This is a genomic window from Pseudomonas sp. JL2 (assembly GCF_031570495.1).
GTDB classification, from domain to species: Bacteria; Pseudomonadota; Gammaproteobacteria; order Pseudomonadales; family Pseudomonadaceae; genus Aquipseudomonas; species Aquipseudomonas rhizophila.
The window spans coordinates 124,342-142,231 of record NZ_JAKUDH010000004.1; the positions used below are offsets into that span (position 1 = coordinate 124,342).

The following is a 17,890-nucleotide window of genomic DNA, read 5'->3' on the forward strand; positions in this document are numbered from 1 at the left end:
TGAGGATGAACCTGATATGAGCATGGACAAACAAGCAATCGAGCACTTCCTGCACGGCCAGATCGACTGCTGGAATAAAGGCGACAAAGAGGGTTTTTTCGCCCATTACCGCAGCGTCTCGGCCAATGGCTTGAGTATCGAATATGTCGGCAAACCCCTGCATGATGCCTGGCAGGTGTTGGAAGGCATGTGGGCGCTACAGCAGCCGAAGATTCGCGTGGAGGTGCGCCAGTGCATCGTCAATGGCAATGAGGCGGCCTGTCATCACCTGAACGCCTTTCGCGAGCAGCAAGGTGGCATCGAGACGATCGAGTTGTACCGATTCGAAGACGGCAAGTTGTCTGTGCGTTATTTCATCAACCAGTAACCGTGGACGCCCTGGTGCGTGCAGCTTTTGTCAAGAAAGGCTATGCGCACCTGCGGTTATTCGCCATCGGTGGAGCAGGTCAGCGGCCGCCACTGCTCGATTTGCACGAGCATCTTGTCGAGCTTGTCGCGGACTTGCTGATAAGCGTCGGAGCCTGCCAGGTAACGCAACGGTGGCTGCGCACTGTTGGCCAGCTGTACCAGCGCGCTGCCCAGTTTCGTCGGGCTGCCGGTTTGCCGGTGGTTGTAGGCGGCCGAAGCGCTTTTGACCTTGGCGGTGAATGTTGCGTAATCCTCTAGCCCACCTGCACCGAAGACCGCTGAACTGGCGTCGAGAAAGTCGGTACGGAAAACGCCGGGTTCCACCAGCGTGACCTTGATACCGAACGGCGCCACCTCCAGGGCCAGTGATTCGGAAAAACCTTCCACGGCAAATTTCGACGCGCAATACAGCGCCGCACCGCCCATGCCCACCAGGCCGCCCATCGAGGACAGATTGAATATATGGCCGCTGCGTTGCTGGCGCATGATGGGTAAGACGGCACGGCAGACGTTGAACACACCAAACACGTTGGTCGCGAACTGCTTGTCGGCGTCGCTGGCGAAATTGTCTTCAAAGGGCCCCAGTTGCCCGTAGCCGGCATTGTTGACCAGCACATCAATTCGGCCAAAACGCGCAACGGCCTTCTCTGCGGCGGCAAGCGCCTGGGCTTCATCGGTCACATCCAGGGCCACTGCCAGCACGCGCTCGCCATACTCGGCGAAGACATTTTCCAGCGCGTCGGTGCGCCTGCCGCTGACCACCACACGGTCGCCGTCGGTCAGCGCGGCCTTGGCAATGGCGGCACCCAGGCCTCGGGCCGCACCGGTAATAAACCAGACTTTGTTCATCGCATCGCTCCAGGCATTGTGCAAAAAAAGCCGCGTCAGCTTTGGGGCGGGCGCGGCTGCGGGTTTACAGGTCCGCAGTGCTCAGTCGCGATTGGCCACTTCCCAGGCCTTCAGGTCGAAACCGTCAGCGGCGGCTTCGACAGCCGTCAGCTTGGGCGCGCGGGCGAGGATCTTGCGCGCGGCCATGTGATCACCCATGCGGTTGCAAGACTCCACGGCCACCAGGCGGTCATTGCGGAAACACAGCACAGAGACTTGTTTCTCGTCGACGGAGCCGAGGACAACGGTGCTGTCGTAGCCATTGGAGAGCCCGGCAATCTGCAGCTTCAAGTCCCCCTGATCGGTCCAGAACCAGGGCAGGGCGCTGTAAGGCGCCGGCTTGCCCATCAAGCGCGCGACGACCGCGCGGGCCTGGTCGACGGCGTTCTGCACCGACTCGAGGCGGGTATGTTGTTCATCGTTCTGCTGGCAAGGGAAACTGGCGACGTCGCCCACCGCGGAGATTCGCGGGTCAGAAGTCAGGAGGCTGGCGTCTACCTTGATGCCGTTCTCGATGTCCAGGCCTGCTTCGGTCGCCAGTTGCGCGTTGGGGATCACGCCGATACCAAAGACCACCAGGTCAGCGGGCAGAACACGTCCGTCACCGGTTTGCACCGCGCACACCTTGCCGTTGTCGCCATCGATGCGGCTCAAGCCCTGGCGGAAGTCAAAATGCACGCCCCAGGCTTCATGGGCCTGGCGAAACACTGCAGACATCTCCCGCGACACGGCACGGGCCATGGGGCGCTCACCCAGCTCCAACACGTGCACGCTGGCGCCCAAGGCAGCGGCCACTGCCGCGAACTCCAGGCCGATAAACCCGGCCCCAATCACCACCACGTTTCGCGCTGCTTTCGCGAGCGGCGCCAGGGCATCGGCATCGGCTTTGGTCTTGATACCGAACACTTGCGCCAACTCTGCGCCGGGAACCGGCAGGGGACGGTTGTGCGCACCGGTGGCCAACACCAGATGGTCATAACTGACAGCCGCACCCGAGGCCAGGATCACCCGTTGGTTCTGGCGGTCAATGGCGCTGACCTGGTCATGTAGCAGTTCAATACGCTGGGTGGCGTAAAAGTCCGCCGGGCGAAACAGCAGATTGGTCGCCTGGATTTTGCCGAGCAGATAGGCCTTGGACAGCGGCGGTCGCTGATAGGGCAGGCCTGGTTCATCGCCGATCAGGGTAATGCGCCCGTCATAGCCTTCCTGACGCAGGGAGGCAGCGACCTGAAAGCCGGCCTGGCCGGCACCGACGATAACGACTGAGGCGAGGGTCATGAGAGCTCCTTCAAGTGCATTCAGAATTGCGACGACGGCAGGTGCAGCACCATGCCGTCCATTTCTTGGCTGATGATCAACTGGCAGCTCAAGCGGCTGTTGTCGCGGCGTTCGAAGGCGTACTCGAGCATGTCGCTTTCCATGCCTTGCGGTGCTTGCACCTTGCCCAGCCAGGCCTCGTCCACGTAGGTATGGCAAGTAGCGCAACTGCAGGCGCCACCGCAGTCGGCGGAAATACCGGGCACCGAGGCGAAGGTCGCGGCTTGCATCACCGATTGGCCGATGTCGCCCTTGACCTGATGGGTGGTGCCGTTGTGTTCGATAAACGTCAATGTGGGCATGTTCTGCTCCGGTTCTTGTTGTGGGGGGAGGGCTCAGGATTGGCTGGGAAGTGGTTGCGCATTGAAGCGTGGTACGCGTCCCAGGGTCAGTAAAAGCAGCGGACCGACCAGGCAACAGGCGGCGCTGTACACCAGCATTGCCGTGTACGAACCAGTACGTGCCAGCAGGTAGGCGAAAAGCAATGGCGCCAGCGCCGAAGCCACGGTATTCAAGCCCTGATGGACGCCAAACAGACGACCGTACTCGCGCAGGCCGAAGTAGCGGGCAATCAAAAAGGCGGCAATATCGAATTCTGCCCCGGCGCCAAAGCCGATCAGTACGGCAGCCAGCATCAGCGGCGCAAATTCAGCGGTGGGGCTCAGGTAGATAAAACAACCGACGGCGGGCAACACCAGGCTGAGCGCGGACACCGCCGGTGGCCACAGGCGATCGAGCAGATAGCCGATCAACATCCGGCCGAAGATCAGCGAAATACCAAAACCGCTGAAAATGGTGGCGGCATCCGCAGCGGACAACCCCCTGGATTGCAGCATGGGCACGGTGCTCGTGACCATGCCAACGATCGAAGAAATCACCAGGCTGAGCGCCAGGTTGCAGGTCCAGAACTTCAGCGAGCCCATACCCTCACGAAAGCCCATGCCGGGCAATCGCTCCAGTGCATGGCCGTCGTCTTGGCTACCCGCCGCAGCGGGCAGCTTGAACCACAGCAGAATCAGAGGCAACAAAACCAGCAGGTTGAGCAGGGCGAGAATCACGAAGGCCGCGCGCCAGTCCCATTGTTCGATCCCCCATGCCATCAACCGGGGAATAGTGGCGGCGGTGAGACCGGTGCCGGACAGGCCGATGGCCAATGCCAGGCCGCGATTGCGGTCAAACCAAAGGCTCAACAGTTGTGTCCAGGTCACCGCCAGTGCGCCCATGCCCACGATCGGCAGCACTGCAAAGGCGATGTACATCGACCAGATCGATTGGGTCAGTTGGGTTGTCGCCAGGTAGCCGAGTGACAACAACAGCAGGGAAATGACCGTGACGCGCTTCATGCCATAGCGCAGGTTGAACCAACCCACCAGTTGCAGTGACACCACGGCGCCGCCAAACAGAAAGGTGATGCAGGCCTGCAGCTCGCTTCTGCTCCAGCCAAAGGCATCGCCGAGCGGCACGACCAATGTGCCGAAGCCATAGAGCAGGGCGGCATTGATGCTGATGGCAACACCGGCGACGGACAAAATGAGAATTTTCCAGCTCTGTCGAAATTCGCGCGGATCGATTGCGGCTTGGTTTGTAGACGGGTGCATGGGGTTGGCTTCCTTATAGGTTTTGTTGAGCCAAGCATTGCTACAAGGGGGAAATGAATCCACCCTCAGCAGATTCTTTGAACAGAATCTGGTTTTTTATTCAGAATAAAATCAAAAATTCCGCTTTGTCCAGCCCAACCATCTGACTTATAGACAAACGAATTCCCTGCGTGGGGGCCTCCTTCGGACCAATCTGGGCCTCTGGGAGCGAGCAAGTTCGCCCACATGGATCTTTGTCTGGCACGGCGATCGTCCCAGGTGACTGCCAGCATAGCCGTGCCAAATATTAATTGCACATAAAATAAAATAGTGTTCATAATTTGCCGAGGCTGAACCTGATAAGGAGAAAAAAATGAGTTCAGAAAAAGCGCAATTCAAAGCCGTGGTAGACCGTAGCCGCTGCTGTGGTTATGGTTTATGTGCCGCGATTTGCCCCAGCCTGTACAAGCTCGATGCCGATGGCCTGGTGTATTTCGACGACGCCCATATCCCCCCGGAGTTGGAGGAGGAGGCCCGTGAGGGCGCTGCCGCCTGTCCCGCCGAGGCGATCTGGCTTGAACCCATCACCTCGGAAAACGAAGCCGTTTGACGGCATGAACGTTTGCCGCAATGTGATAACCACAGAGGTGAGGGTGTGCTGATGGGACGTTTACAAGACAAAGTGGCGTTGATCACCGGTACCGGTGGTGGCCAGGGCCGGGCGGCGGCGCTGCGTTTTGCCCGCGAAGGCGCAATCGTGGTTGGTTGCGACGTGGTTGCCGAAGGTCATGAGGAGACGGCGGCCTTGCTGCGGGCCGAGGGCCATACCCTGTATGGCTCGGCGCCTGTGGACCTGGGCGATCATGAACAGGCCCAGGCCTGGATCGATGCCGCCGTCGCCGAACATGGGCGCATCGACATTCTCTACAACAATGCTTCCGCCGCTCGTTTCGGACTGGTCAGCGAACTGTCGATCGAGGATTGGCAGTACACCATGCGCAATGAAATCGACCTGCTGTTCTATACCACCAAGTATGCCTGGCCCCACCTGGCCGAGCAGCGCGGGGTGATCATCAACGTATCGTCCACCGCAGCCTGGGGCGGCTCGAAAGTCGCCGGCATCAGCGCCCACTCGGCAGCAAAGGGGGCCGTGGTGTCGTTCACTCGCCAGCTGGCGGTGGAGGGCGCCCCGTTCGGCATCCGTGCGGTCAGCTTGAGTCCGGGATTTGTCGCCACCCCGGGTACCCGGCCGTTTCTGGAAGACCCGAAGATTCGCGCCATGCTGCTGGACGGCGTATTGATGGATCGCCCCGGCGAGCCTGAGGAAGTGGTGGCCATGGCGGTATTTGTCGCTTCGGATGAGGCCTCATTCATCACCGGTTCAGACTTCGTCATCGACGGTGGGTTGCTGGCTGTCTAGCGCGGCGTCAGGGCGGGTGCCGCAGGCACCTTTCATCTCGAACAATAAAAAGGTGAATAACGTGGACATCATCGGTATCGGTTACATGGGCTTCGAAACCCCCAATCTCGAGGCGTGGCGTGAGTACGGCCCGCAGGTAATGGGCTTTGGTATCGGCAAGAATCCCGAGAGTGACCCGGAGTCGCTGTACTTCAAAATCGACGATCGACGCCATCGCTTCGCTTTTCATCCAGGCAAGGTAGACCGAATTGCCTACATCGGCTGGGAAGCGGTGGGGCGCATGGCGTTCGAAGAGGGCATCAGGAAGCTGGCGGCGGCGAATGTCGACTACAGCCGTGGCGACGCCCAATTGTGTGAAAAGCGCGGTGTGCGCGAATTGGTGCGCTTCCGCGACCCCGTGGGGTATCAGCACGAACTGTTTTACGGGCAGAAATGGCTGCCGCGCTCGTTCCAGCCAGGGCGTCCCCACAGTGGTTTCCTGGCTGACGAACGGGGCGCGGGCCATGTGGTGCTGATCACCCCGGACTACACCCCGGAACTGGAAGACTTTCTGCTCAACGTGATGGGCTTCAGTTGGTATGGCGCGGGTGCGGGCAAAGGGCGAACCGGTTTCTTCCGCTCCAAACTCAACCATCACACCAGCCATGATATTGCCTATGGCCATGGGCCGGGACGCATGGGGGTGCAGCATGTCGGGCTGTTCGTGCGCAATGTGCGGGATGTCGGGGAAACCTACGACATCGTGCGCCAGCGTGGGCTGCCGATGATGATGACCCTCGGCCAACATGCCCAGGACCCGCACCTGTCGTTCTACCATTTCAATCCGTCCGGTTTTGCCTTCGAGACCATTGCTGAAATCGAGCCATGGCAAGGCGATCCCTATGAGTTGAACCCGGAAAAACTCAGCCTGTGGGGCCACGAAATGGTTGGCCCGATTCTCGGTCCCAGCGTCAAGACGCCGGAAGAAATGCTCGATGCCGAGTACCTGCCGACGTACCTGGCCAAGCGCTGATATGCGTCTGGCGCGGGTCGAAGTCGCTGGGCAGGCGTTCTGGGCACTGTTGGATGGGCAAACCGAGCATTTGCGGCGGATTAACGCGCCGTTTTCCCACTGGGTCGGGCTGTGCGCGGATCTTGCGATAGACGCCCTGGACCTGGCAGGCCAATGGTTGCCGTTGTCAGCCGCGCGCCTGCTCGCGCCCTTGGAGCCGGGCAGCCGCGTCTTTGGTGTGGGCCTCAACTACCTCAGTCATCTCAAGCGCCTGGGCAGTGATGCGCCGGCGCACCCGCTGGCCTACATGAAGCCTGGGTCGGCGCTGGTCGGTGCCGATGACGATATCGACTACTCACCCTTAACCGCCCAACTTGACTATGAGGTCGAACTGGTCGCCGTGGTGGGCCGACCGTTGCTGGATGAACCCCATGCCAGCGATTGCCTGCTGGGGTACACGGTGGGCAATGACATCAGTGCTCGGGATGCCGGCAAGCAGATTGGTCGCCTGGACCTGTTGACGCAGAAAGCCATGGATCGCACCACGCCGGTAGGTCCCTGGATCGTGACCACGGACGAAGTGGCCGTCAGGGGGCAACCGGCTCTGGAGATGCGCCTGAGCGTCAACGATGAGTTGCGCCAGCAGGACAATACCCGGCAGATGATTTTTCCCTTGGACGAGTTGCTCAATTATTTGGATGCGCGCATCAGCCTGCGCCCGGGTGACCTGGTGTTTACCGGTTCCACCCACGGCGTGGGGCTGGAAAGCGGGCGCTTTTTGCGCCCGGGTGACCGCGTCGAGGCCGAAATCGAAGGCATCGGCCGACTGCGCAATACCATTGCTGCGCCACGCCCGCTCAGCCCCGCCCGTGCGGTCGGGCGACTGGGCCTGCCGCTGGATAAGTGAAAGATCCTGTACCAAGTGACGGCGCCAGAGCGCGATGAATTTGATCGCCGTGTACGCTGTAGGTAAGGCGCGACGGCGCAACGGTGCGCAAAACTGGTGCCTTTACCGCGACATGGCGGACCCGCAACTCTACAGTGAGCGCTTTATTGTCGAGTCCTGGCTGGAGTATCTGCGCCAGCAGATGCGGGTGACCCAGGCTGACCATGCCCAGGAGTGTCTCATTGAGCGTTTTCGTCGAGAGAACCTGCAAACCCGCCGGCTGATTTACCAGCCGTTAGAGAAATACTCCGTCTCAAGTGTTCGACTAATTCCCAGATAAAACTTTCACGTTGTCGTTCATTCTCAGGCTAGAATGCCGGCACTTTAAAGTGACGGGATCGGGCATGGAATTCACTGACGTCAATGACAGCACCAAATCGGCCGGCGTAACCCTCGTCAAGCCCGTTTCCAACGCCATTCGCATCCTGCGCTACCTCAGTCAGGTGGGCACACCGGAACGTTCGGTGGATATCGCCCGGCAACTGAAGATCAATCCCAGCACCTGCTTCAATATCCTGCGCACCCTGGTCCAGGAGGAAGTGGTTGATTTCAGTCCCATGTCCAAGCGTTACTCCGTGGGCCTGGGGCTGGCGCGTTTAGTCGAGCAATTGGTCACCCAGGGCCACCGCGTACAGATGGCCAAACCCCTGTTGCAGAACCTGGCTGCACGCCTGCGAGTGACCATCACCCTGTGGCGCAAGATGAGCCCTGATCGCATCGTCATTGTCAGCTCCGCGGCCAGCCCGACCGATGTGCGCATCGACATGGCCGAAGGTCAGCGCCTGCCGATTCTGATGGGTGCCAGTGGCCGTCTGTTCGCCACGCAGATCGACCTTGACGACCCCGAGGTACAAAGCAGTTTCGAGACCATCCGCTGGGCTCAACCGCTGTCGCTGGAGGTTTACCGCAAGGAAGTGAGACAAGCTGCCGAGCGTGGTTGGGCGGTGGATGATGGCCATTTCTCGGGGGGGATTCTTGCCATTGCGGCGCCGGTCTACTCACCGACCAACAGCATCGACTTCACCGTTTCAGCGGTGATGTTCCGTGGACAACGGGATGAAGCGGGCCTTGCCGAACTGGGCAAGGCGCTGATCGAGTTCTGTAACGAAGTGGCTGGCGTTCTCTACTGAGGCGCGCGGTCACTCGCGCACCAACAGCAGGCTGCCTCCCAGCGGACCGCCGCCGGCGGCCACCGCACTGACGCGGTGTTCGCGGGTTTGTCGGCCTTCGGCACGCCCCCACAATTGCAGGCAGGCTTCGTGCACATAACCCAGGCCGTGGGTGCGCCCGCCAGACAGTTGCCCGCCATTGGTGTTGATGGGCAAGCTGCCCTCCAGCGCAATGCGCGTGCCACCCTCGACAAACCCGCCACTTTCCCCGGTCGGGCACAACCCCAGGGCTTCCAGCCAGATAAGGGTCAAAATCGAAAAACCGTCATACAACTGCGCAGAGCCAACGTCCTGCGGAGTGTAGTCGGTGCGTGCCCACATCATCTGGCCGACATCGAAGGCGGCCATCCTGGTCAGGGAAATCTGGTCCCACGACCATGGCTGGTTCAACGCCGCGCCCATGGCCTCGATGCGGATCGGTGCGTTCGGCAGATCCCGCGCGATATCGCGACGCGACAGGATGATGGCGGTGGATGCATCGCAATGCACGTCGCAGTCGAACATGCGCAGAGGAGAGGAAATCATCCGCGACGCCATGTAGTCGTCCATGCTCATGGGCGTTCGGTACAGCGCTTTGGGGTTGCGCATGGCGTTCTGGCGACACGTCAGGGCGATTTGCGCCAGTTGCTCTGGCCGGGTGCCGTACTCATGGAAGTGACGTTGGGCATACAGCGCCATCAGGTTGATGCCCGATTGCACATTGAAAGGGGTAAACCACTGCCAGGCGTAGCTGCTGTCGCGACCTTGAGTCTTGTTGGTGAGAGCGCCCGCTTGTTTGTTGACCCTGCGAGCCGACGCTTCGGTGATAGTACGAAACACCAGTACGTGATTACACAGGCCCGCCGCAATCGCCATGGCGCCATTGATCACGCCAGTGAGTGGGCCAGGTCCTTCATAACCGCCGCCGAACCAGTTGACGTTGAGCCCAAGGGCACTTTTCAGTGCGCTGGGGCCGACCGGGGAGAACGGGTCACCGTTATTGTTGTCGCCCGGCCAGCAGGCCACGCCGTCGATATCGCTGCGTTGCAGGCCAGCGTCGGCAATCGCTTCCAGGCAGGCATCCAGCGTCAGGCGCATCGCCGACTTGTTCGAGGGGCGCCCGACTTCCGATTGGCCGACGCCGGTGATGGCGACGTCTTTTTCATAACGATGATCGAACATCACTGATCCTTCTCGAACAGAGGTAACCACACATCCTCGACATTGAGGAAGCTGACCCGTACCGGCATGTCGATATGCACATCCGTGACCGGCATGCCCACGATGTTGCTTACGAACTGCAATCCGGACTGTTCGACCAGCTCGATGATTGCCACCACATAGGGCACCTCCAGGTCAGGAGCCCAAGGCTGGTGGTTGATGGTGTAACTGAGCACTTTTCCCTTGCCTGACACCGCCTGCGGTGCCACGTCAAAGCTTGCACAATGCGGGCAGAGCGGGGCCGGTGGATGGAAGTACCGGCTGCAGGCCGCGCAACGATGAACGAGCAGTTCGCCCCGTTCGCCACCTTGCCAGAAGGCGCGGTTGTCGGCGTTGAGTGCAGGTAGTTTTCTGGGCATCAGCGCTCCGCAGGTGAGTATTTGACTGGAAGTCATACGGTATCATTTGTACATATTTTCTAAAAGTGTCATATATTTGTTCCGACGAAGGCACGAATCGACCGTTCGCGCCGTAAAACAACAACAAGAGGATTTTGCGATGTCCCAGTCATTACTGGACAAGAGGGTAGTCGTTACCGGCGGGTTTGGTGCCCTTGGCAGCACACTTGGCAAATGCCTGCTGGCGCGCGGCGCCCGGGTCGCTTTGCTGGACCGTAGCCAGGCGCCAGCCGCCTTGCTGGATACAAAGAATCTGCTGTGCCTGGGCGGTGTCGACCTGACCTCGACCGAGTCGGCCAGCGCGGCGTTCGAGCAGGTCGCGGCGCAGTGGGGCGGCATCGATGGTTTAGTCAATGTCGCGGGCGGTTTTGCCTGGGAGACCGTCGAAGGCGGCAGCCTGGAGACTTGGGATCGCCTCTATCAGATAAACGTGCGTACCGCGGTCATCAGTTCTCAATCGGCGCTGACGCACCTGTTGGTCTCCAACGCGGGACGCATCGTCAATATCGGTGCGCTGGCGTCGGTCAAGGCCGAAACGGGGATGGGGGCTTATGCGGCCTCCAAGGCTGGTGTGGCCCGGTTGACCGAAGCCCTGGCCGAAGAGTTGAAGGAGCGTGGCGTGACGGTGAACGCCGTGCTGCCAAGCATCATCGATACCCCAGCCAACCGTGCCGACATGCCGGATGCCGACAGCAGCCGCTGGGTGACGCCAGAAGCGTTGTCGGCGGTGGTGGCCTTTCTGCTGTCGGATGATGCTGCCGCTGTAACCGGTGCGCTGTTGCCCGTGAGTGGTCGCGTATGAGACTGGTGACCTATACCGACGCCGAAGGCTTTGACCGCGCAGGAGCCTTGCTCAACCAGGACCAGCAGGTGCTCGACCTGCAAAGGGCTTACCGCTTGCTGGAAAGTCGCGACAGTGTGGCACTGAGCAGCATTCTGGCCTTGGTGGAGGGCGGTGAGCCGGCGCTGGAATTGGCCCGTTCGCTGGTGGCCAAGGCACCCTCGGCGGCGGTGCTGGAACGTGCCAACGTGAAACTGCGCGCACCGATTCAGCCACCCCCACAGATGCGCGACTGTTCGTGCTTCGAATTGCATCTGCGCCAGAGCTTCGCTGCGGCCCGTCGCGCCCGTGCGCTAAGTACCGAAGATCCGGAAGCTACTTTGAAAGCGATGAACACTCGTGCCGACGACCGGGTGATCGAGACCTTCAACCAGCAGCCCATCTACTACAAGGGCAACCGTTTCGCGGTGATTGGCATCGACGATGAATTCCAATGGCCGAGCTTTAGCCGGGCGATGGATTTCGAACTGGAGTTCGGTTGCTACATCGGCAAGCGCGGCAAGGACATCAGCCGTGAAGCAGCCCGTGGGCATATCGTCGGTTACACCATCTTCAACGACATGAGTGCGCGCGACGCGCAGGCCCTGGAAATGCCCGGCATGCTCGGTCCGGCCAAGAGCAAGGATTTCGACACCGCCAACATCATGGGGCCATGCCTGGTGACCGCCGATGAACTGGGTGATCCCTACGATCTGAATATGGTTGCCCGGGTCAATGGGGAGGAGTGGGGGCGCGGCAATACCCGTGATATGCGCTGGAGTTTTGAAGACGTGATTGCCCACGTGTCCCGTTCGGAAACCTTGTACCCCGGTGAGTTTCTTGGTTCCGGCACGGTCGGCAACGGCTGTGGCCTGGAGCAATTGCGTTATTTGAAACCCGGCGACGTGGTTGAGCTGGAGATCGATGGCATTGGCGTGCTGCGGACTCAAGTGGGCAAGGCGCCCGACAGGGAATGACTATGATGCGAGGACGGAGACATTCACCGCTCGCGAATTAAATGTACAGAAATATAGAAAGTGTCTTATATTTTGTGGCGACCAACCGTGTAACGCTCTGATCAGGAGGCAATCATGCTAACAAAAACAAGCCCCGTATTGTCCGATGGAACCAAGGTCTCGGACCTCATCTACCCCTCTAGCCGTGAAGTGCAAATGCGCGTGTTGTCTGATCGCGAAATTTACGAACTGGAGATGGAAAAGATCTTCGGCAAGATCTGGGTACTCCTGGGGCACGAGTCGGAAATTCCCAACTCCGGAGACTTCATGGTCCGAGACCTGGGGTCCGATTCCGTCATTGTGGCCCGTGGCAAGCAGGGCGAGGTGTTCGTGACCCTTAATGTGTGCCCGCACCGCGGGATGCGCATCAGCACCGCCGACTGCGGCAATACGCAAATTCATAAATGCATCTATCACGGCTGGGCGTTCCGCCCCAATGGCGATTTCATCGGCTCGCCCGTCGAACGTGAATGCATGCACGGCAAGATGTTGCCCAAGGAAGAACTGGGCCTGAAGAAGGCGCGGGTCACGCTGTATGGCGGCCTGGTATTTGCCACCTGGAATATCGATGGGCCCTCGTTCGACGAGTTCCTGGGCGATGCCAAGTGGTATTACGACATGCTGTTCTGTCGCTCCGACAAGGGCATGGAAGTCCTCGGCCCACCGCAGCGCTTTATCGTCAACGCCAACTGGAAAACGGCGGGCGAGCAATCGGCGGCGGACGGTTTCCACACGCTGACCCTGCACCGTTGGTTGGGTGAGGTGGGTAATTACGCCAAGAAAGGCGAGGGCGAGACAGCCGACCTCAGCCCGGAAATGATTGGCGTGGAAATCAGCTCGCCGCACGGTCATGCACTGCGCTGCATCGACCTGGCGCGCAAGATCAAGCGCCTGACCGGCCTCGATCCGGCGGAGTTGACTGTGCAGCAGAAACTTGAAGCATTGCCGCCGGCCGGCATGACGGCCGACATGGTCGAGCAGTTGGCACGCAATCTGACCGAAGATCAATTGAACGTGCTCACCAGCATGCCGCCCCAGGTCGGTGGGATGTTCCCGAATATTCTTTTCGGCTTTGTCTACATTCCGCAGCCAGATGGCTCTGTCGTTGGCTCGATGACCCTGCATGCTTACGTACCGCAAGGCCCGGACAAGCTCGAGTTCGTCAACTGGGTGTTTGCCGAGAAAGACGCCTCCCCGGAACTGCGCGACAAGATGCTCAAGCAAACCATCCAGCTGTTCGGCACCTCTGGCATGGTTGAGCAGGATGACTCCGACACCTGGCCGCACATGACCCTGGCCGCCAAAGGGGCAATGGGCCGCAAGAGCACGCTGAAATACCAGGCCTGCTTTGAAACCGGCGCACCTGAAGGCTGGCCTGGCCCCGGCATCGTCAATGAAGGCTTCACCAAGGACGATACCCAGTGGCACTGGTGGTTGTACTGGCATGAGCTGATGACGGCATCGGATGACCAGTAACGCCCGCTGTCAGGCCAGGTTCGACTGCGGTCCTCGGGCCGCCGTCGGCGGTAACAGCATTAACAAGAATAACAGTGAGGGAATGACTCATGGCTCAGGTTCAACAGCGCGGCGTGGAAGATATCCAGCCGGGTTCCCCAGTCGGTACCAAGCGGGTGCCGGTGGGGTCGCCGATATACAACGACGTGGTGACCTTTTTGTACGAGGAAGCCACGCTGCTCGACCAGATCCGCCTGCAGGAATGGGCCGAGCGCCTGGACACCGACCTGGTGTACACCGTGCCGCTGCGCCAGACGCGCCTGGCGGCGGAACTGAAAACCACCATCGTGCGCAGCGTTCAGCATTACCACGACGATTACCGCTCGATCATGGGCCGCATTTTGCGCCTGTCCGGCAAAAGCGCCTGGGCGGAAGACCCTCCCTCGCGTACCCGGCGTCTGGTGACCAACGTGTTTGTCGAAGAAACCGACAAGCCCGATGAGTTCGTGGTGACCAGTTACCTGCTGCTGACCCGCAGCCGTTTCAAAGACCACCACGTCGATATCATCAGTGGTGAACGGCGTGACGTGCTGCGTCTCGGCGGGGCGGGCTTCAAGCTGGCACGGCGCGAAGTCATTATCGATCAGGCGGTGCTCGGGACGCCCAACCTGGCTGTTTTCCTCTAGGGTGGTATCGGCGATCCGGCTCGCGTCCGGATCGCCAACCCTTGGAGGTATCGGCCGCACCGCTCTTTACGCCAGTGTCGCGCGGCTAGCGTTTCTGCCTGAGCCACGCCTGGTCCTGGTCACACAGCGCTGATGCTTGATAGCTGAAGTCCAGGGTCGAGCCCTTCATTCGCAGTGCCCGTTCGGCGCGCTCGGGTTGTTGGCTGTAGCACCGGGCGGTGCTCGAGGCGTGAATCTGTTCGTCGAGGTTGTAGGCCCGTCCCATCGAAATCAGCGTGCAGCGGCGAAGTAGCAGGGCTGCCTCGGCGGCTTCCTCACTGAGGGTGTTGAGGGCCCAGCGGGCCATGCCTTCGCGAAGGTTGATGCCGGCATAGGGCGCAGGTCCTTCGATCAGGGTGCCGTTCACGTCCCAGGTCAGGTCTTGATTACCATCGCGTATCAAGATGGCGCGGGTACGGTTGTCGATGCGCCGGCCGATATTGATTTCGTAGCGACGTTGGTGAGTACCGCGCGCGGCGGCGGCAATGGCCAGGCCCGCCAGGTCGAACAAATGGGTGCATTGATGGCTGGCGTCGGTCTGCCGGGTGACGGAGTGGGCAATCCGATTCAATGTCATGCCCAGCAACTGCTGTAACTGATCGCAAGCCTGTGGGCACAGAGAATAGGGGTAGCGCAACGCTTCACCGCCTATGGCGGTGACTTCACCTTCATGGTGACGAACCCAGACGCGGAAGTGGTGGAAGTCGTCTTCCAGAGCGGCACGGACTTCCCCCGTGGCCTGGGCATGATGAGCAACGATGTCCACGCGGCGACGAAATACAGCCATTCTCGATATCCTTGTTCCGCTACTGTTCGGTCAGAAGAAATCAGCTATAGTTGAACACTATAAACAAAAATGTTCACTGAATAACAAGAATTGGAGTGGCTATGGCATTGCTAAACGAACAGGTTGCGCTGATTACCGGTGCAGGTGGCGGAATCGGTCGCGGCATTGCACTGAGTTTTGCCAAAGAAGGTGCTGCCGTGGTGGTCGCCGAGCTGGATGTTTCCAGTGGCGAGGCTGTAGTCGCCGAGTTGAAAGCGCTGGGCGCCCAGGCGGTATTCATCAAGACCGATGTGTGCAGCAAGACCGATATCGAAGCCGCCGTGCAATTGGCCGTCGATCAGTTTGGTGGCCTGGACATCCTGGTCAATAACGCCTTCGCTCCCACGCCCAATGTCCTTCTGGAAGAAAAAACCGATGCCATGCTCGAGCAGACCCTCGGCTCTACGGTATGGGCTGCCTGGTGGGCAATGAAAGCCGCGCTGCCCCATATGAAGGCGCGGGGCGGCGGCAAAATCATCAACTTCTATTCCATCGATATCGAGATCGGCGCCTGGCTGCACGGCGACTACAACACAGCGAAGTCAGCGATCGTCGGACTGACCCGCAGCGCGGCCTCTGAGTGGGGGCGCTTCAACATCCGCACCAATGCCATTGCCCCTACCGCGATGGGGGCCACCTTCCACAAACTCGCCGCGGAAAACCCCGGCTTTGCCGAAATGTCCGCTTCGATGCGGCCGTTGGGTCGTTGTGGCGAGCCTGAGGCCGACATTGGTCCGGTGGTGGTGTTCCTCGCGTCGGAGATGTCGCGGTTTATCACGGGCGAGACTATTCACGTCGATGGTGGCTTGCACCTTCCCGGCTACAACTCCCGCCCGAAAGGTGTTCCCGTGCGGGAGTACTGATTGAGCCCGTAAATGTGGGGGCGAGCTTGCTCGCTCCTGTGACCGGATACGGCGCCAGACCCAAAAAACGCGAAAGCCCGCTTCAAAGCGGGCTTTCTGTGTTGGCGCGTACCAAGCAAGAGGCCGCTACTTTTTGGACACTACGATCGATGTGGTTTCCAGATCCCAAGTGGTTTCGGTTTTTCCTTCATCGCGCAATAGATACTTCAACACCCGACCCTGCGGGTTTTTTGGCAAGCTGCTGCGAAACTCGATGTAGCGCGGCAGGGCGTAGTAGGGCACCGAATCGGTGGCCCAATGGAACAATTGCTCCGGTTCAAGCGTTACGCCTTCATGCAGTACGGCAGTGACCTTCACATCGTCCTCACCCCGCTCTGACGGGACGGCATGTACCGCCACTTCTGCCAGTGCCGGGTGAACAGCAAAAGCGGCTTCCATTTCAAAGCTGGAAATGTTTTCACCCCGGCGGCGCATGTAGTCCTTCTTGCGGTCGACGAAGTAGAAGAAGCCGTCGTCATCGAATCGGCCAATGTCGCCGGTGTGGAACCACATATTGCGCATCAATTTCAGGGTGTCCTCCGGACGACGCCAGTAGCCCTGGAACATGATGTCCGGACGTAGCGGGCGTACGACGATTTCGCCCACGCAGTTGGGTTGTACTTCCTGATCCAGGTCATCGACGATCCGTACGTCAAAATCCGCGATGCGTTTTCCCGACGAGCCGGGCGCGGCGTATTCCCCGGCCGCCAGCGAGGTGACGACACAGGCTTCGGTCAGGCCATAGCCGTTGCCGCCTACCCGTTGGGTGCCGAAACGCTCGCGCCAGATTTTCTTGGTCTCTTCGGTGTAAGGGTTGCCACGTGCGGTATGAATCTGCCCGACGCAGCGCAGCATCGCTTCATTGTCAGGCGCTTGAGCGAGAAGGCCGCCCATGCCGCCCAGGATCGAGGCGATGGTTGCGCCCGAGCGCTCCACTTCAGGCCAGAAATTCGAGACCGAGAAACGCGGGAGAATGGCGGCGCGCGCGCCCACCAGAATGCTGGCGATGATCGATACGCACAGTGCATTCATGTGGAACAGCGGCAGCGGGGTGATGGTCACGTCATCGGCACTGGCTGGACCGGCACGCAATTGCAGGCGCGCCAGATTGCACATGAAGTTGTAGCTGATCATGCAGCCCTTGGAGGGGCCGGTGGTGCCTGAGGTGTAGATCAGGCAAGCCAGGTCTGAAGGCTGTGGTTTCTTGACCAGCGGGGTCGTGTCATGTCCGCGCCATGCATCCAATGGCGCAATATGAATCGGGCAATCGGGGACTGTCTCCAGTGCGCCGCGATGGAGAATGTGCTGTACGTCGTGCAGTTGTCCGGCCAGTGGCGTTATGCGCGGCAGGTAGGCTGCTTCGCAGATCACCACCGAGGTGCCGGTATCGGCGATCTGATGGCGCAGGAACTCCCCTTTGAGGGCGGTGTTGATTGGCACGCTCACGGCGCAGAGCTTGTTGATGGCCAGCCAAGTGGTGACTGCGTCGATGTTGTTATCGAGCATTGTCAGCACCGTGTCACCGGTCTTGACGCCCAGCGAGATCAAGGCATGCGCCATTTTTGTTGAGAGTGAGTCAATCTGTGAATATGTGTATAACTCTCCGCTGAAATCCAGCAGTATCTTGTCTGGATGCCTTGCTACCGCCCGATCTAACGCATCGATAACAGTGTCTCGTTCTCCCACTGCCCACGTCTCTGGATTTCCACTGCTGCCCATCAGTTTTCTCCTTTTAGGCGCCCACGTTGGTAAGGGTTGCCTGATTTTATTTTGAAGAGAGAATGAGATTCTAAATAGAAAATGTGAAAATGTCTTTAGCAATAAGTTGAACA

20 protein-coding genes are annotated in these 17,890 nt (G+C 59.8%); 12 read left to right on the forward strand and 8 right to left on the reverse strand.

The window, feature by feature from the left end; translation table 11 throughout:
- Nucleotides 1–16 precede the first annotated feature (16 nt).
- Nucleotides 17–367 carry a nuclear transport factor 2 family protein gene (locus MKS85_RS07865; protein WP_014338804.1) on the forward strand — a complete coding sequence of 117 codons (351 nt, stop codon included), beginning with the start codon at nucleotides 17–19 and terminating at the stop codon, nucleotides 365–367.
- A gap of 56 nt (nucleotides 368–423) precedes the next feature.
- On the opposite strand, the gene MKS85_RS07870 is transcribed toward MKS85_RS07865, so the two are convergent.
- From MKS85_RS07870 to MKS85_RS07885, 4 genes are all read right to left on the reverse strand, one after another.
- Nucleotides 424–1,257: an oxidoreductase gene (locus tag MKS85_RS07870; RefSeq protein ID WP_047882654.1), complete on the reverse strand. Its 834-nt coding sequence runs from the start codon at nucleotides 1,255–1,257 to the stop codon at nucleotides 424–426.
- Between the two features lie 81 nt (nucleotides 1,258–1,338).
- A complete protein-coding gene (locus tag MKS85_RS07875; RefSeq protein WP_014338806.1) occupies nucleotides 1,339–2,574 on the reverse strand; it encodes an NAD(P)/FAD-dependent oxidoreductase in 1,236 nt (411 codons plus the stop codon).
- Between the two features lie 20 nt (nucleotides 2,575–2,594).
- Nucleotides 2,595–2,915 (reverse strand): 2Fe-2S iron-sulfur cluster-binding protein, encoded by a 321-nt coding sequence (locus tag MKS85_RS07880; protein ID WP_014338807.1) that lies wholly within the window; start codon nucleotides 2,913–2,915, stop codon nucleotides 2,595–2,597.
- A gap of 33 nt (nucleotides 2,916–2,948) precedes the next feature.
- Entirely contained in the window at nucleotides 2,949–4,211 is a 1,263-nt protein-coding gene (locus tag MKS85_RS07885) for an MFS transporter (protein WP_014338808.1), read from the reverse strand.
- A gap of 352 nt (nucleotides 4,212–4,563) precedes the next feature.
- Here MKS85_RS07885 and MKS85_RS07890 point away from each other — a divergent pair, with 352 nt between their 5' ends.
- From MKS85_RS07890 to MKS85_RS07915, 6 genes are all read left to right on the forward strand, one after another.
- Entirely contained in the window at nucleotides 4,564–4,800 is a 237-nt protein-coding gene (locus MKS85_RS07890; protein WP_014338809.1) for a ferredoxin, read from the forward strand.
- Nucleotides 4,801–4,851: 51 nt separating this feature from the next.
- Entirely contained in the window at nucleotides 4,852–5,610 is a 759-nt protein-coding gene (locus MKS85_RS07895) for an SDR family NAD(P)-dependent oxidoreductase (protein ID WP_034114552.1), read from the forward strand.
- 61 nt (nucleotides 5,611–5,671) lie between these two features.
- Nucleotides 5,672–6,622 carry a VOC family protein gene (locus MKS85_RS07900; protein ID WP_047882655.1) on the forward strand — a complete coding sequence of 317 codons (951 nt, stop codon included), beginning with the start codon at nucleotides 5,672–5,674 and terminating at the stop codon, nucleotides 6,620–6,622.
- Between the two features lies 1 nt (nucleotide 6,623).
- Nucleotides 6,624–7,508, forward strand: a complete 885-nt coding sequence (locus MKS85_RS07905) for a fumarylacetoacetate hydrolase family protein (protein ID WP_014338812.1) — start codon at nucleotides 6,624–6,626, stop codon at nucleotides 7,506–7,508.
- 34 nt (nucleotides 7,509–7,542) lie between these two features.
- Nucleotides 7,543–7,827 carry an MFS transporter gene (locus tag MKS85_RS07910; RefSeq protein WP_014338813.1) on the forward strand — a complete coding sequence of 95 codons (285 nt, stop codon included), beginning with the start codon at nucleotides 7,543–7,545 and terminating at the stop codon, nucleotides 7,825–7,827.
- A 64-nt stretch (nucleotides 7,828–7,891) separates the two neighbouring features.
- Nucleotides 7,892–8,677: an IclR family transcriptional regulator gene (locus MKS85_RS07915; protein ID WP_014338814.1), complete on the forward strand. Its 786-nt coding sequence runs from the start codon at nucleotides 7,892–7,894 to the stop codon at nucleotides 8,675–8,677.
- Nucleotides 8,678–8,686: 9 nt separating this feature from the next.
- Here MKS85_RS07915 and MKS85_RS07920 read toward each other — a convergent pair whose 3' ends face one another.
- The gene (locus MKS85_RS07920) at nucleotides 8,687–9,877 is read right to left on the reverse strand and encodes a thiolase family protein (protein WP_014338815.1); all 1,191 of its coding nucleotides are present in this window, start codon (nucleotides 9,875–9,877) and stop codon (nucleotides 8,687–8,689) included.
- The gene (locus MKS85_RS07925) at nucleotides 9,877–10,275 is read right to left on the reverse strand and encodes a Zn-ribbon domain-containing OB-fold protein (protein WP_014338816.1); all 399 of its coding nucleotides are present in this window, start codon (nucleotides 10,273–10,275) and stop codon (nucleotides 9,877–9,879) included. The genes MKS85_RS07920 and MKS85_RS07925 overlap by 1 nt, the downstream gene beginning before the upstream one ends.
- 139 nt (nucleotides 10,276–10,414) lie before the next feature.
- Here MKS85_RS07925 and MKS85_RS07930 point away from each other — a divergent pair, with 139 nt between their 5' ends.
- The 4 genes from MKS85_RS07930 (at nucleotide 10,415) to MKS85_RS07945 (ending at nucleotide 14,291) form a co-directional block, all read left to right on the forward strand.
- Nucleotides 10,415–11,116, forward strand: coding sequence for an SDR family NAD(P)-dependent oxidoreductase (locus MKS85_RS07930; RefSeq protein WP_014338817.1), 702 nt, complete (start codon nucleotides 10,415–10,417; stop codon nucleotides 11,114–11,116).
- Nucleotides 11,113–12,111, forward strand: coding sequence for a fumarylacetoacetate hydrolase family protein (locus tag MKS85_RS07935; RefSeq protein ID WP_034114495.1), 999 nt, complete (start codon nucleotides 11,113–11,115; stop codon nucleotides 12,109–12,111). The genes MKS85_RS07930 and MKS85_RS07935 overlap by 4 nt, the downstream gene beginning before the upstream one ends.
- Nucleotides 12,112–12,225: 114 nt before the next feature.
- Nucleotides 12,226–13,626, forward strand: coding sequence for a Rieske 2Fe-2S domain-containing protein (locus MKS85_RS07940; protein ID WP_014338819.1), 1,401 nt, complete (start codon nucleotides 12,226–12,228; stop codon nucleotides 13,624–13,626).
- Between the two features lie 89 nt (nucleotides 13,627–13,715).
- Nucleotides 13,716–14,291 carry an aromatic-ring-hydroxylating dioxygenase subunit beta gene (locus tag MKS85_RS07945; protein ID WP_014338820.1) on the forward strand — a complete coding sequence of 192 codons (576 nt, stop codon included), beginning with the start codon at nucleotides 13,716–13,718 and terminating at the stop codon, nucleotides 14,289–14,291.
- Between the two features lie 85 nt (nucleotides 14,292–14,376).
- Here MKS85_RS07945 and MKS85_RS07950 read toward each other — a convergent pair whose 3' ends face one another.
- Nucleotides 14,377–15,117, reverse strand: a complete 741-nt coding sequence (locus MKS85_RS07950) for a DUF2889 domain-containing protein (RefSeq protein ID WP_014338821.1) — start codon at nucleotides 15,115–15,117, stop codon at nucleotides 14,377–14,379.
- A 101-nt stretch (nucleotides 15,118–15,218) separates the two neighbouring features.
- On the opposite strand from MKS85_RS07950, the gene MKS85_RS07955 reads away from it, so the two are divergent.
- A complete protein-coding gene (locus tag MKS85_RS07955) occupies nucleotides 15,219–16,019 on the forward strand; it encodes an SDR family NAD(P)-dependent oxidoreductase (RefSeq protein ID WP_014338822.1) in 801 nt (266 codons plus the stop codon).
- Nucleotides 16,020–16,145: 126 nt separating this feature from the next.
- Here the strand turns inward: MKS85_RS07955 and MKS85_RS07960 are convergent, their stop codons facing one another.
- Entirely contained in the window at nucleotides 16,146–17,777 is a 1,632-nt protein-coding gene (locus MKS85_RS07960) for an ATP-dependent acyl-CoA ligase (RefSeq protein ID WP_014338823.1), read from the reverse strand.
- Nucleotides 17,778–17,890 lie beyond the last annotated feature (113 nt).